Source organism: Tangfeifania sp., assembly GCF_055108615.1.
The window spans coordinates 22,535-36,038 of record NZ_JBSQIC010000033.1; the positions used below are offsets into that span (position 1 = coordinate 22,535).

The following is a 13,504-nucleotide window of genomic DNA, read 5'->3' on the forward strand; positions in this document are numbered from 1 at the left end:
TAAAAGATGAAACAACTTCTTTTTATGCTGGTCGTGATTACCGGCATTTTCTTTTTTCAGCCCGTTCAGGCGCAAGATCCGGAACCAGCTCCAAAAACTACAGAGCAGGTATCGGCAGTTGAAGATACTACCTCCGACAACTCGGTGCTGCTGTTATCAGGCGAACGCGAAACACCTTTTTCCTTTACCACTATTTTACGGGGAATGCTTGGAATGGCCGTTCTCATTTTTATTGGTTTTCTTTTCAGTTCCAACCGCCGCAACATTCCGTGGCGAACGGTTATTGTTGGTTTGGTTATCCAAATTCTTCTGGCCGTGGGGGTGTTGTACGTTCCGTTTATTCGGGTCATTTTTGAATTTTTCGGACAGATATTTGTTAAGATACTCGATTTCACCAAAGCAGGCAGCGAATTCCTGCTGGGCGATTTGATGGACGCCGACACTTACGGTTACATCTTTTTATTTCAGGTGCTGCCCACCATAATTTTCTTTTCGGCACTCACCAGCCTGCTTTTTTACTGGGGAATCATCCAGAAAGTGGTTTACGGACTGGCATGGGTTTTCACAAAGGCGCTGAAAATTTCTGGAGCCGAAGCACTGTCGGTTGCCGGGAACATTTTCCTGGGGCAAACCGAATCACCACTTATGATTAAAGCGTACCTCGACCGGATGAGCAAATCGGAAATTCTGTTGGTAATGACCGGCGGAATGGCCACGCTGGCCGGAGGTGTGCTGGCGGCCTACATTGCCATGCTCGGTGGCGACGACCCGGTACTGCGGCTCGAATTTGCCAAACACCTGCTCACCGCCTCGGTGATGGCTGCACCGGCAGCCATTATTTTCTCCAAAATGCTTGTTCCACCCACTGATGCCATCAACCAGGAAATTGAAGTGAGCAAAGACAAAATCGGCAGCAACGTGCTCGATGCCATCACTAACGGAACCAGCGAGGGTGTGAAACTGGCAGTAAACGTGGCTGCCATGTTGCTGGCGTTCATTGCTTTTATTGCCATGTTTAATTTTATTGTGGGGAAAATCGGCGAATGGACTACCCTCAATGAATTGATTGTAGAGGGAACCAAAGGTCGTTACGACGGGCTTTCGCTTCAGTTTATCCTGGGGTACACGTTTGCACCACTCATGTGGCTAATTGGCGTAGCCGGCGAAGACATCATTTCGGTTGGTCGCCTGTTGGGCGAAAAACTAATTCTGACTGAGTTTATCGGGTACATCAGTCTGGCAGATCTGAAATCGAGTGGCGTGCTTTCCAATCCAAAATCAATTATCATGGCCACCTACATTTTGTGCGGTTTTGCCAACTTCTCATCCATCGGAATTCAGATTGGCGGAATAGGCGCTCTGGCACCTAAACGGAGAGTACTGCTTTCTCAGTTTGGAATGCGGGCGCTGCTGGCCGGAACGTTGGCATCGCTGATGAGCGCTACGATAATCGGGATGATAATGGGGTAACTGTCTTGTAAAAGGAAGTTACAACTGACTGAAATAATTATCCAGAAAAATAAGCCGGTTTTCTATCCATTTTTCAATATACATCCGTTCATTTTCTATATTGAGGTTTTCATTCCAAATTCTGTTTTCGTGAAGGATAATCCCCGATTCTTCTATTTCGCTGAAATAGTAGGCGAAAAGCCGAATTAGTTGTTCTTCAGAAAAATTGTTTTCCCGCAGATAGAACCAGCGGTTTTTCAGCTTCTGTTTCAAATTTCCGGCATTGGTTTCAACCAGCCGATCAAAGAGATGGTTGGTTAAAACAGATTCATAACCGGTTCTGGTTCCGTCGTAACGAATTCCCCAGGCTCCGTCCAAATCCCACGGGATAATTTGAAACGGGGCGCTGCTGTTTTCTTTGTAGAAGAACATATTTTTCCCGGTATTGTCGCCGGCAGAAGTCAGGTTCAGCAGCAGGAAATAATCGATGAAATTTTCCAAATCGATTTGGGAGGAGATGATATTTTTGAATGTTTCATCGGAGCTATTCACTGTCAATTCGTACAAATTTTCCAGCGGCTGCCAGTTCAGTGCAACATCCGGATCGGGAATTTCCTGCTCCCATCCGTTCCAGAACCGGTTGTTCGACGGCTCGGGATTGAAGCGTTCGAAGCGGGTTGCGCCATCCGACCAGTCGATGGCTTTGTAAAGCACCGCTTCGTTGCCGGCTTCCAGAAATTCACGATTGATTCGTTCAGAAAAAATATAAATTCCCTGCAACTTATTGTTCAGAAACACTTCAACCGGTTTTGAATGAATTTCGGTGTAATTCAGATTTTCTTCATTTTCCCATCCCGGCAGATTGTTCCATATTTCAAGTGAAACCAGGTTGCGGATGCGTGACGGGTCCACAACGGTGCTGTTCAAAATCCAGTCGCTGTTCGGTTGAAATCCCAGAACAGGGGCAGAATATTCGCTAATGCTGTTCATATTTTTCCAAAGCGCAAATCCCATGGAGCGTTTATCGAAATATTTCGAAAACTTTCCGCGGCGTTCGATACCGGCGAAAGATGAAAAGGTGGAAGCTGATTCAGTCTCAGTAATCTGAATTTTCGCCAGTGTTTTGGGCTCGTCGTAAATTTCGGAATCGGAAATAATTTGAACTACCGGAAGATTTGTAAAAACAAATTTAAACTGCTGTTGCGTTCCGTTATTTTCTATTGTCAGCGGATAGGTTTTTCCAATCTCAATTTCACCAAAAGGATTTATTTTGTTGTTGTCAAGAGTCTTGCCGTTGAATGTCAGTAAGGAATTGCGATTGTGTTCCACAAACGGCGAAAAGTCGGATGAATCTTCTGTTAGCGAGTAACGGAGCATATTTTGCGAAGTATCGAAAAAACACATTTTACCATCGAGTTTTAGCAAAACAGGCAGGTTCAATGCATCGTCAGGATCGGTATCGAACGCTGTTTCTTCAAGATAGCACGAGTGAAAAATCATCAAAAACAGGAGTAGATAATATGTCAGCCACTTTCTGCTCATGCGCACTACAATTCAATGGTATAATTCACTTTCAGGATAAAATAGGTGTAGGGATTCATTGCATTCAGCTCGTGTTCGATTCCCCAGGCCAAATCAAAATCGCCAAAACCCCCGGCGATTTCATCGCCCAGCCAGATGCGGTATTTATCCCAAAACGGTTCGCGTGATTTTTTGGCCAGCCTGAAAAACTCGGCAGAGCCATAAAATGCGTGTTTCTCATCTTTTGCAAATTCCAGTTTCATGCGATAGCGGTAAGTCGTTTCAAAATAGTGCAAAAATTCATTAAAAACCCCCGACCGGTAAAATTCTTTCTGGTATTTGGCCCGTGCAAATATTTTTAATTTTTCACTGATGTTTGTGTCGTAACTGAAATACAAATCGTAGCGGTAATCGTTTTCGGCAAGATTGTCGAAATGGTTGTTGCGGGTGTAACGGCCGGCGGTTCCAATGTCGAAATTTGAATTGATTTTGTAATCCAGCCCGGCTTCCGAAATGTAATCGTCGAATCCAGTCATATTTTTATGAAGTCGCAGGTGCTGGCTGAAAAAGATTTCCAAATTATTAATAACTTCTTTCTCCAGCCTGATTTCTGTCCACAGCCCCAAATCGCGCACTACTTTTTGTTCCTGGCCGGCAGACGGAAGCCAGAAACAAAGAGAAACAATTAAGATGAAACAATATTTTAGCAGCCGGCGGAGGGATTCGATATTCATGAATTCATTCGTTGGATTTGTTAATTTTTATCCAAAGATAATGAAAGGACTGAAAAAAAGCAGCCTCCCGGATTTTCTGGAAACCCGAACCTTTTTAATAGTTTGTTTTATCAGGCTTCACTTTCCATTTGCTGAACAGCGGTAGTGCTTTATCGCGCATTAGCTCTTCAAAATCAATCCTCCGGTGCTCCATATCTTTTGCCATCTCCCCGTAAAAATCATCATCGTCGAAGCTGATTTGCGCCGCATCTTCTTTGGTACAGGCGTAAACTACTTTACTTATTCGTGCCCAGTAAATAGCCCCGAGGCACATCGGGCAGGGTTCGCACGAAGTGTAAATGGTGCAGTCGTTCAGTTCAAAAGAGGTGAGGTTTTTACAAGCCTCTCTGATGGCAAGCACTTCAGCATGGGCAGTGGGATCGTTATTGTGAATGACGCTGTTGTACCCTTCTCCAACTATTTTCCCGTCTTTCACCACAACAGCGCCAAACGGTCCGCCAAATCCATTGTTCATCCCTTTTTCGGCCAGCTCAATGGCCCGCTGCATAAACGAATTGTGTTGCTTGTTGTCCATTTTTTTTCTGTTGAATTAATCATTTAAGATAGCTTTTTTCAGCAAATGAAACAAAATGGCGCTCAATTTATGATAATTTGCTTTTTATTTCAGTAAAACTGTTATCGTAGTTTGGAGAAGCGATAAGTGGTGTGATTTCAGAATAATTTTACTGTCATTTTTTTGGGGAACCAGTAATTGTATTGCATCTGGTATCACAGAAATATTCGTAGGAAATGAAAGTTCGTCTGCATCGCCATCGCGATGAAAACAGGTTGAATCAACGTGGTTGATTTTTATGTGTTTCACTTTGCGGGTATCAACATACGGGAGTTTATCCAGCCACTTGCCAAAAAGTGCCAGCGTTATCAGCGGAGTGTACCACCAGGGAAACGGACGAATTAAGGTTACATCCAGGTAACCATCGTTGATTTCAGCTTTGGGAGCAATAAAAGCATTGTTGCCGTACTGGTTGGTGTTAGCAATGGTAACTATAAAAAAACGGCCCGAAATCTGCTCTCCATCCAGTTCAAAATCGGCTTCAACTCCTTTAAAACGGAAGAAATTTTTTATAATGAAGAAGACATAGCTTTTCAGCCCTCGTTTGTTGCTTTTTTCAAAATGCCGGGCAATTAGCGCATCGAAACCAAATCCGGCCGTGCAGAAAAAATACTTCTCCCCGATTTTGCCTGCATCGATTTTTTGAATTGTAGGGTTTGCAAGGAAAGTTTTCACTTTTTTCAACGATCCGGGAATACCAAGCATCCTCGCCAGCCCGTTTCCCGATCCGCGTGGAATGTGTCCAAGTGAAGCTTTGCTGTGGACCAATTCCGATGCCACTTCGTTAAAAGTGCCGTCTCCACCAATGGACACAATCACCGCATTTCCTTCTTGCTTAATTTGATTTTGAGCCAGTTGTGCAGCATGGTTTTTATGTTTTGTGATTTTGGTGCGAAACGGAATATTACTCCTTTTTAGTAATTTTTTCAGCGAGTCCACGTATTCGAGATTATCGTGCGGTCCGGCAACAGGATTGATGATGAAGGTAATTTTTTGCACCATAGTATTTACATTTTATTGAAGGGCACGTTATGTAAATATTGTACATAAGCCTTTGCAAAATGCATGACCGAATCGGTTTTTTCAGGCGTATAATTGTAAAAGAAATCCTGCATATTCGTATTGACGTTATAAAACCAACCCATTTCGGGCGATACAAATCCCCAGCCTTCTTGCCGGAAATAGAAAGCATAATCTCCTTCAACCAGAAAATCTTTCGAAAGAATGTCGGGTTTGTGCTTTTGGCCAAGTTGTTTCAGCAGCATTGGTCCCAAATCATTCTGATTCCCAAAGCATTCACAAACCCGGTGTTCGGGAATTACCCCGCCAATCATAATCAGCGGGATATTATAGGAAGATGGTTCAATAATATTGCTTGGTCCGGGCTGGAGCGAGGTGTGGTCGGACGTGATAATTACCAGCGTATTTTCCCAGTAATCAGTTTGTTTAAGCGAGTCGATAAAATTGCCCAAACAACTGTCGGCGTATGCGGCCACGTTTAAATATTTTTGCTCCACGCTGTTTCCGTTAAATTTTTTGTACCCTTCAATATCGAATGGCTCGTGGCTGCTGATTGTGTAAACCATGTTAAAAAAGGGCTGCGGCTCATTTTTCAAATCATTAAACAAACGGGCATACAAATATTCGTCGGGGACACCCCAGTTTTGCTTTCGCCCAAGTTTGAGCGGGAAGTTTTCTTTCGACACAATTTTTTTTATTCCGGATTCAATCATCACAGCACGGGTGTTGTAAAAGTTCACATCGCCGCCGTAGTAAAACGACATGTTGTACCCCATATTAGCAAAATAGCGGGGCAGGTAATCGAGTTGCGACAACCTGTCAGGAAACGCAAGTGCTGTGGTGCGGCGCATGTCTGACGGGAATCCGCCGATAAGGGCCGACATTCCTCTATCGGATCGGTTTCCGGTTGAATAAAAGTTTGGAAATGCAAGTCCCTCTTCACAAAATTCATTCAGCCGGTTGGTAACTCCCGGTAATCCCCCGAACGGTTCAATAATTTTGTTTGAAAAACTTTCGAGCAAAACCAGAATGATATTAGTTGGTTTTCCATCTTTCGGAAGAATAAGCCGCGGGGCAGTTAAAGCAGGCTTGTCATGGGCGCGAACCACGGTTTCCGCTTCGGTATCGTCCATGTAGTGCACTGTCATTTTCGATTTATTGTTCTGAAAAGTGCTGTGCATGAGGTTCCAAAAATAGTTGTAGGCACTTTGGTTGGCTTCTAAATATTCACTGAAATAAACACTGCTGTGGTTCATTGGCGAGCTGTCTAAACTTCCGCGAATGGGAAGGATAAGTGCCGTGGTAAGCAGCAAAACTACCGGAATCCCATGCCATTTCATGTGCGTGGTTTTCAGCTTATCCAGCTGCAACATGCGGTTAAACAACCACATACTTCCCCAGGCTATTCCGGTTAAAAGTATTGGAATCAGAATTAGTTGCCACCAGGAGAGCGAAGCAATAATACCACCAGGAGTTTTCAGGTATTCAAAAAGTTGTGCATTCAGCCGGCTTCCCCAGGGCTGGTATAATCCGCTGTCGGAAATGCCAAGAACTGTCATTAATATTACTGTCAACAGGGTGTAATATTTCAGCAGACTGGTGCTGAAACGGGCAGTTGACAGGTAGCCAAGTCCGAAAATTACACCCGGCAAAAGGCTTAAATAACCAGCTACCGACAAATCCATAACAATGCCATGGCGAAAAATTCCCCAAATTTCGGAAGTGGGCAGATTACTTAGGACTGAAAAATTGTACAGTACAAAAAACACCTTAAAAAAGGTGAAGTAAACCACCCAAAACAGGTAGTATTTAATAAATGCAGTAATGATGCGTTTCATTCAGAATATGCTCAAAAAATTCCAGCCTGCTAAAGTATAAAAAATTGCCTTGCTTTTTTCTATGTTACTGTCATTGTTTTATTGAACCTGTACCACGAACTATGGATGCGAAGACCATTGAACCCTGAACATTTAATATTATATTTGCACCTCAAATTTTTTACGTAGAATTCTGAATCAGAAAAACATGGAAATTCCGAGCAAATACAACCCGGCCAACGTTGAGCAAAAGTGGTATAAATACTGGACTGAACAGAACTTTTTTCATTCGGAGCCCGATGAGCGGGAACCTTACACAATTGTTATTCCGCCACCCAACGTAACCGGCGTGTTGCACATGGGGCACATGCTGAACAATACCATCCAGGATATTCTGGTGCGCCGTGCACGAATGACCGGCAAAAATGCCTGCTGGGTGCCGGGAACCGACCACGCTTCGATTGCTACGGAAGCGAAAGTGGTGAACAAGCTGAAAACCGAAGGAATTGACAAGTACGATCTTTCGCGTGAGGAGTTTCTGAAACATGCCTGGGACTGGACCCACAAACACGGTGGAATCATCCTGGATCAATTGAAAAAACTGGGAGCTTCTTGCGACTGGGAACGCACGGCTTTCACTATGGACGAAGCCCGCAGCGAATCGGTGATTAAAATTTTTGTTGACCTGTTTAACAAAGGACTCATTTACCGAGGTGTGCGCATGGTAAACTGGGATCCTGCCGCTAAAACTGCACTTTCTGACGAAGAAGTGGTTTACAAAGAAGTGCAGAGCAAACTGTATTATTTAAAATACAAGATAGAAGAAGCGGCCCCCTCCAACTCCCCCGAAGGGGGAGAGAACTCCTTCCCCTTTGGGGAAGGTCGGGATGGGGCCCGTTTCATTACCATCGCCACCACTCGGCCTGAAACCATTTTGGGAGATACCGCTGTTTGCGTAAACCCTGTAGATGAACGTTTTAAACACCTGATAGGTAAACGTGTTTTAGTTCCGCTTATCAACCGTTCCATCCCGGTTATCGCCGATGAATACGTGGATATGGAATTTGGAACCGGATGCCTGAAAATTACACCTGCACACGACATCAACGACTATGAAATCGGGCTGCGGCATAACCTCCCCACCATTGATATTTTTAACGACAACGGCACTTTGAGCGAAGCTGCCGAGATTTTTGTGGGGGAAGACCGGTTCGATGTGCGCGAAAAAATAGTTCCCGAACTCGAAAAGGCCGGAAACCTCGCCAAAGTTGAAGACTACACCAACAAGGTGGGTTATTCGGAACGCACCGACGTAGCCATCGAACCCAAACTTTCGGTACAATGGTTCCTGAAAATGGAAGAACTGGTAAAACCCGCACTGGAAAACGTGATGAACGACACCATCCGTTTTTATCCGGCAAAATTCAAAAATATTTACCGCCACTGGATGGGCAATATCAAGGACTGGTGCATCAGTCGCCAGCTGTGGTGGGGCCACCAGATTCCGGTGTATTATTTCTCTGACGGCAATTATTTCTGCGCCGAATCGGCAGAGGAAGCACTCGGGCAGGCCAAAGAAAAAACGGGCGATTCAAAACTGACCATCGAAGATCTCCGGCAGGATGAAGACGTGCTCGACACCTGGTTTTCGAGTTGGTTGTGGCCTATTTCGGTATTCGACGGAATTCGCGAACCGAATAATAAAGACATCAACTATTATTACCCGTCGTCTGATCTGGTTACTGCACCCGATATCATCTTCTTTTGGGTGGCACGTATGATTATTGCCGGCTACGAATACAAAGATTTATACCCGTTCAAGAATGTTTATTTCACGGGAATGGTGCGCGATGCACAGCGCCGGAAAATGTCGAAATCATTGGGCAACTCACCCGATCCGCTGGGATTGATTGACAAATACGGTGCCGACGGTGTGCGTGTGGGCATGTTGCTTTGCTCGCCAGCAGGTGGCGATTTGCTATTCGATGAAAGTCTGCCGCAACAAGGATCCGGGTTTGCTACCAAAATCTGGAATGCATTCCGCCTGGTGAAAAATTGGGAAGTTTCTTCAGAAATCGACCAGCCCGAACATTCAAAACTGGCCATTGAATGGTTCCGGGATAAAATGAGCGAAGTAGTTGAAATGCTGAACGGTCAGTTTGATCAGTTTCGGATTTCGGAAGCGCTGATGACTATTTACACCACAGTCCGCGATGAATTCTCAGGGTGGCTGCTCGAGATTGTGAAGCCGGCTTACCAGCAACCCATCGATGCCAAAACGCATGCTGAAGTTGTTGAGTTGTTCGACCAGTTGCTGCGGTTGATGCATCCGTTTATGCCGTTTATTACTGAAGAAATCTGGCAACTGCTTTCTGAACGGAAAGAAGGAGAAAGCATCATGGTGAGCCAAATGCCGGAAGCCAAAAAATATGACACCGGAATGTTAGTTGCTTTTGAAAATGTGAAAGAAGCCATTTCGGGAATCCGCAATATCCGCAAAGAGAAAAACATTCCTAACAAAGATGCGCTGGAGCTCAAAGTTCAGAAAGGCGATAAAGGCTACGAAGCAGGTTTCGATCCGGTTTTGAGAAAGCTGGCTAATCTTTCGACCTTCGATGCAGTTGAAGAAGAAGTGAAAGGCGCTGCTTCATTCCGGGTAAAATCCACCAGTTTTTATGTGCCGCTGGAAGGCTTGATTGATACCGAAGAAGAACTTAAAAAGTTAGAAGAGGAATTGAAATACGCCAAAGGTTTTCTTAATTCAGTAATGAAAAAACTGAGTAACGAGCGGTTTGTAAACAATGCGCCGGAAGCAGTGGTAGCCAAAGAAAAAGCCAAACAGGCCGATGCCGAAGCCAATATAAAAATGCTGGAAGAACGGATTGCGGGGTTGAAATAGAGGCCCCTCCTAACCTCCCTAGGGGGAGGAAACAGAAAACATTCCGGATGACTCGAAGTCATCCGATGAATGTTAAAAAAAAAGGAGCTACCTAAGCTCCTTTTCAATTTCATGAATATTTTGATTTTTTAAACCAGTTTGGCATCGAGTTCAATGGACGCTGTGCCACCGGCATAAAGTCTTGAAATTGGGCATTTCTCTTTGGCAGTTTGCGAAAGCTCGTCAAATTTTTCCTGCGATAATCCCTCGCATTTTACGGTCGAATCCAGCTTGATATTGGTAATTGCCGGTCCGCCACCAACTTCTCCCAAAGTAACTGAGGCTTCGGTTTCAATACTTTCCGGCTCCAGTCCTTCTTCGCTGAGAAGCGCGGCAAGAAACATTGAGAAACAGCCCGATTGAGCTGCCCCCACCAGTTCTTCGGGATTGGTTCCTTTGCCTTCCTCAAAACGCGAGGCAAACGTAAAAGGCCCGCTGTAACCCGTGATATTCATTTTTCCATTGCCCCCTTTGAGGGTGCCGTTCCATAGCGACTTAACTTTTCTGATTTTCATAATTTGAACTTTTTTATTTTGTATTAACAACACTTTATTTCATAGTTGGTTTAAAAATGCCCATTCTCAACCGGTTTTCTCGGCTTCCCTGGTTTTTCAGGTTGCCCCAGCAATAAGACAAAAGCTGTTTGGATAAAGCCATTGCCGGAAAATCCGGCTTTGCGTGTTTTCAATCCGGGGGATTTTGACCTTGTTCGGGAAAAAACTAATCTTTTAAATCTTGTTAAAACTTCCGTTAAAAACTGTTATCCCAAAAATAGGAAGAAACTTTTCCATATTTTTGGAACCAATTATTATAACGCATGAGAAATGGAATTTTAATCGGACTGATTTTGCTTGTGGCTACTGCTTTCAGTGGCCAGGCACAAAGCGATGATTTGTTGGTTGATCCCATTCTTATCCGTTTAAAGGGGAGGCTGGTCAGTTCAGCCGACAGTTCTGCTGTTCCGTATGCCAATATTATCAACAACCGGACACACAGCGGTACCACTACCAATTCCGACGGGTATTTCTCACTCGAGATGCTCAATATCGACAGCCTGGTGGTTTCCTCGGTGGGTTATCAGAAAAAAGTGTTGCGGGTGCCTCACAACTACAACGGGCAGGAGGTGATTACTTTTACCATCGATCCCGTGAATTATGCTGTGGGCGAGGTGGAAGTGAAAGGTGAAAAACCAGGCATGGACATGGGGCTTGGAACCGGAAAGCCAGTGGACATCGCCCCTGAACTGCGTGGGGATGCATTTAACGAAAAACCTCCAATTTTGGCTGCATTGTTCAATCCTGTTTCATTTTTGCAGTATTATGTTAGCGGCAGGGAGCGCCGCAAGCGCAATGTGCGCGAAGCGATGGCAATGGAACGCAATTGGGAGATGCACTCGAAAAATTACAACAAAGAGGTGGTGATGAAACTCACCGGATTGAACGAGGCCGAAGCTGATTCGTTTATGATTTGGTTCAATGCCCAAAACGTGTTGCCCTATACCGCAACCGAATACGAAGTGCGGGCTTCCATTAACTATTACTTCGAAATTTACAAGCAGGAGAAAATACAGGATGACAAATAAAAACTCCAATGCCATTCATGAAAACAGCCACGAATAACACCAATTCACACTAATTTTTCGTGCTCATCCGTGCCATTCGTGGCTGCCCTTCACAAAATTATTCTGCTGAGTTTAGTTCACATTCAAATCATACGGCAGGCGGGCATATATTCCGTTCATTTGCGATGCTTTTTCCAGGAATTCAAGATACCGGTATTTTTCACCCAGTTTGTTTTTCATGTACCTGGTTCTGATATTGTCCGAGCCTGCTTTAAGCATTTGCTGGAAAGGATCGAGCTGTTCCGGAAGTGCCACTGTGCGGTAATTATCCAGGCCGGCAATTTCTGCAGCTATTTCAATGGCATCCTGCAATCCGCCAAACTCGTCAATCAATCCGATTTCTTTGGCATTTTGGCCACTCCACACACGGCCCTGCCCAATTTCATCAACTTGTTCTTTTGTCATTCCGCGACCTTCGGCAACATGCGAAATAAAAATGTCGTATCCATCTTCAATGTTCTGCTGCATCATTTGTCGCTCATATTCTGTCATGGGACGGGTCAGCGAAAGGAAGTTGGAGTTCTCATTTGTCTCAACCACATCGGTAGAAATGCCGATTTTTTCGTTCAGTAGTTCACTGAATTCAGGAATCATTCCGAAAATGCCGATAGAACCGGTTATTGTGTTCGGATGAGCCACAATCTGGTCGGCAGGGCAGGAAATATAGTATCCTCCCGATGCAGCCACATCGCCAAACGATACCACCATTGCTTTTTCTTCGGCGGCCAGTTTTACTTCGCGCCAAATCACTTCCGAATCAAAAACACTGCCACCGGGTGAGTTAACTCTTAACACAATTGCTTTGTAACTACTGTCCTGTCGGGCCTTGCGAATTTCGCGGCCAATTTTCTCGCCAATTATTACTTCGCCGCCCATCGAGGTCCCAATATCGCCGCTGGCATAAATCACAGCCATTTTGTTACGGCTGAATGGTTTGCTTTTCCCAGAAACCTCGACACTGGCATATTTCCCGGCTTCAACAACTGGAACACCCTTGCCGGCTTTAATCCCGGTTATTTCCCGGAGGTCGTCGAGTACTTCATCTTTGTATTTGGCAGCATCCACCAACCCGGTTTCAACAATGTCATCTCCCTTTTTCAGGGTTTGAACTTCGTCGGCCAATGCATTTAGTTCTTCAACCGAAATATTTCTTTTTTCCGAAATTCCCTTCAGCATGTGATTCCACAAGCTGCCCATGTAGGTGAGTTGCTGTTCGCGGTTTTCTTCGCTCATTTTTTCGAGCATGAACGGTTCAACAGCTGCTTTAAATTTACCATGACGAATGATTTGCATGTCAACGCCTACTTTTTCGAGCATGTTGGTGAAAAACATCATCTCTCCGCCGAGCCCCCTGAAATCAAGAGTTCCCATTGGATGGACAACAATATTGTCGGCAACGGTCGATAAATAGTAAGCTTTTTGATCGTACGTATTTCCATAGGCATAAACCGGCTTGTCGCAACTGTCTTTAAAAGCAACCAGCATGTTTCTGATTTCTTCAACCGAGCCCATGCCGCCGTTAGTCATCGATAATTTCAGGTAAACCCCTTTTATCCGGTCATCATAAACAGCTTTTTCAAGCGATTGCTGAATTTGGTCCAGCCCAATTCTTTTAATTTGGGTGAACCCCGGAATTTCCAGATCCTCAAACGGGTCATTGGGTGCCCTGTCCACAATTTGGCGTTCTAAATTAATAACGAGCATGGAGTTATCTTGAACCGAAACCTGTTTTTCAGTCGATGAAACTAATATGCCAATGGCCATAAAAAACAGAAAAAAGCCAATGGCAGA

10 protein-coding genes are annotated in these 13,504 nt (G+C 44.6%); 3 read left to right on the top strand and 7 right to left on the bottom strand.

Annotation, left to right across the window (positions count from 1 at the left end; all coding sequences use genetic code 11):
• Positions 1–6 precede the first annotated feature (6 nt).
• Positions 7–1,470: a NupC/NupG family nucleoside CNT transporter gene (locus ACTCNA_RS09160; RefSeq protein ID WP_462947606.1), complete on the top strand. Its 1,464-nt coding sequence runs from the start codon at positions 7–9 to the stop codon at positions 1,468–1,470.
• Between the two features lie 18 nt (positions 1,471–1,488).
• Here ACTCNA_RS09160 and ACTCNA_RS09165 read toward each other — a convergent pair whose 3' ends face one another.
• The 5 genes from ACTCNA_RS09165 to ACTCNA_RS09185 form a co-directional block, all read right to left on the bottom strand.
• Complete coding sequence (locus ACTCNA_RS09165; RefSeq protein ID WP_462947607.1) at positions 1,489–2,991, bottom strand: CotH kinase family protein; 1,503 nt, start codon at positions 2,989–2,991, stop codon at positions 1,489–1,491.
• A 5-nt stretch (positions 2,992–2,996) separates the two neighbouring features.
• Complete coding sequence (locus ACTCNA_RS09170) at positions 2,997–3,704, bottom strand: DUF2490 domain-containing protein (RefSeq protein WP_462947608.1); 708 nt, start codon at positions 3,702–3,704, stop codon at positions 2,997–2,999.
• Positions 3,705–3,798: 94 nt separating this feature from the next.
• Positions 3,799–4,278: a nucleoside deaminase gene (locus tag ACTCNA_RS09175; RefSeq protein ID WP_462947609.1), complete on the bottom strand. Its 480-nt coding sequence runs from the start codon at positions 4,276–4,278 to the stop codon at positions 3,799–3,801.
• 84 nt (positions 4,279–4,362) lie between these two features.
• Complete coding sequence (locus ACTCNA_RS09180) at positions 4,363–5,319, bottom strand: diacylglycerol/lipid kinase family protein (RefSeq protein WP_462947610.1); 957 nt, start codon at positions 5,317–5,319, stop codon at positions 4,363–4,365.
• Positions 5,320–5,324: 5 nt separating this feature from the next.
• Positions 5,325–7,175 carry an LTA synthase family protein gene (locus ACTCNA_RS09185; protein WP_462947611.1) on the bottom strand — a complete coding sequence of 617 codons (1,851 nt, stop codon included), beginning with the start codon at positions 7,173–7,175 and terminating at the stop codon, positions 5,325–5,327.
• Between the two features lie 187 nt (positions 7,176–7,362).
• On the opposite strand from ACTCNA_RS09185, the gene ACTCNA_RS09190 reads away from it, so the two are divergent.
• Positions 7,363–10,053: a valine--tRNA ligase gene (locus ACTCNA_RS09190; RefSeq protein ID WP_462947612.1), complete on the top strand. Its 2,691-nt coding sequence runs from the start codon at positions 7,363–7,365 to the stop codon at positions 10,051–10,053.
• Between the two features lie 128 nt (positions 10,054–10,181).
• Here the strand turns inward: ACTCNA_RS09190 and ACTCNA_RS09195 are convergent, their stop codons facing one another.
• Positions 10,182–10,607 (bottom strand): OsmC family peroxiredoxin, encoded by a 426-nt coding sequence (locus ACTCNA_RS09195; protein WP_462947613.1) that lies wholly within the window; start codon positions 10,605–10,607, stop codon positions 10,182–10,184.
• 302 nt (positions 10,608–10,909) lie between these two features.
• Here ACTCNA_RS09195 and ACTCNA_RS09200 point away from each other — a divergent pair, with 302 nt between their 5' ends.
• Positions 10,910–11,674, top strand: coding sequence for a carboxypeptidase-like regulatory domain-containing protein (locus ACTCNA_RS09200; protein WP_462947614.1), 765 nt, complete (start codon positions 10,910–10,912; stop codon positions 11,672–11,674).
• Positions 11,675–11,785: 111 nt separating this feature from the next.
• Here the strand turns inward: ACTCNA_RS09200 and sppA are convergent.
• A partial coding sequence (gene sppA / locus ACTCNA_RS09205; protein ID WP_462947615.1) for a signal peptide peptidase SppA occupies positions 11,786–13,504 on the bottom strand: 1,719 nt, incomplete at its 5' end.

What these genes read in the sequence shown, in the direction of transcription:
- ACTCNA_RS09160 (WP_462947606.1), top strand. Translation starts at nt 7, where the DNA reads ATGAAACAACTTCTTTTTATGCTGGTCGTGATTACCGGCATTTTCTTT.
- ACTCNA_RS09165 (WP_462947607.1), bottom strand. Translation starts at nt 2,991, where the DNA reads ATGAGCAGAAAGTGGCTGACATATTATCTACTCCTGTTTTTGATGATT.
- ACTCNA_RS09170 (WP_462947608.1), bottom strand. Translation starts at nt 3,704, where the DNA reads ATGAATATCGAATCCCTCCGCCGGCTGCTAAAATATTGTTTCATCTTA.
- ACTCNA_RS09175 (WP_462947609.1), bottom strand. Translation starts at nt 4,278, where the DNA reads ATGGACAACAAGCAACACAATTCGTTTATGCAGCGGGCCATTGAGCTG.
- ACTCNA_RS09180 (WP_462947610.1), bottom strand. Translation starts at nt 5,319, where the DNA reads ATGGTGCAAAAAATTACCTTCATCATCAATCCTGTTGCCGGACCGCAC.
- ACTCNA_RS09185 (WP_462947611.1), bottom strand. Translation starts at nt 7,175, where the DNA reads ATGAAACGCATCATTACTGCATTTATTAAATACTACCTGTTTTGGGTG.
- ACTCNA_RS09190 (WP_462947612.1), top strand. Translation starts at nt 7,363, where the DNA reads ATGGAAATTCCGAGCAAATACAACCCGGCCAACGTTGAGCAAAAGTGG.
- ACTCNA_RS09195 (WP_462947613.1), bottom strand. Translation starts at nt 10,607, where the DNA reads ATGAAAATCAGAAAAGTTAAGTCGCTATGGAACGGCACCCTCAAAGGG.
- ACTCNA_RS09200 (WP_462947614.1), top strand. Translation starts at nt 10,910, where the DNA reads ATGAGAAATGGAATTTTAATCGGACTGATTTTGCTTGTGGCTACTGCT.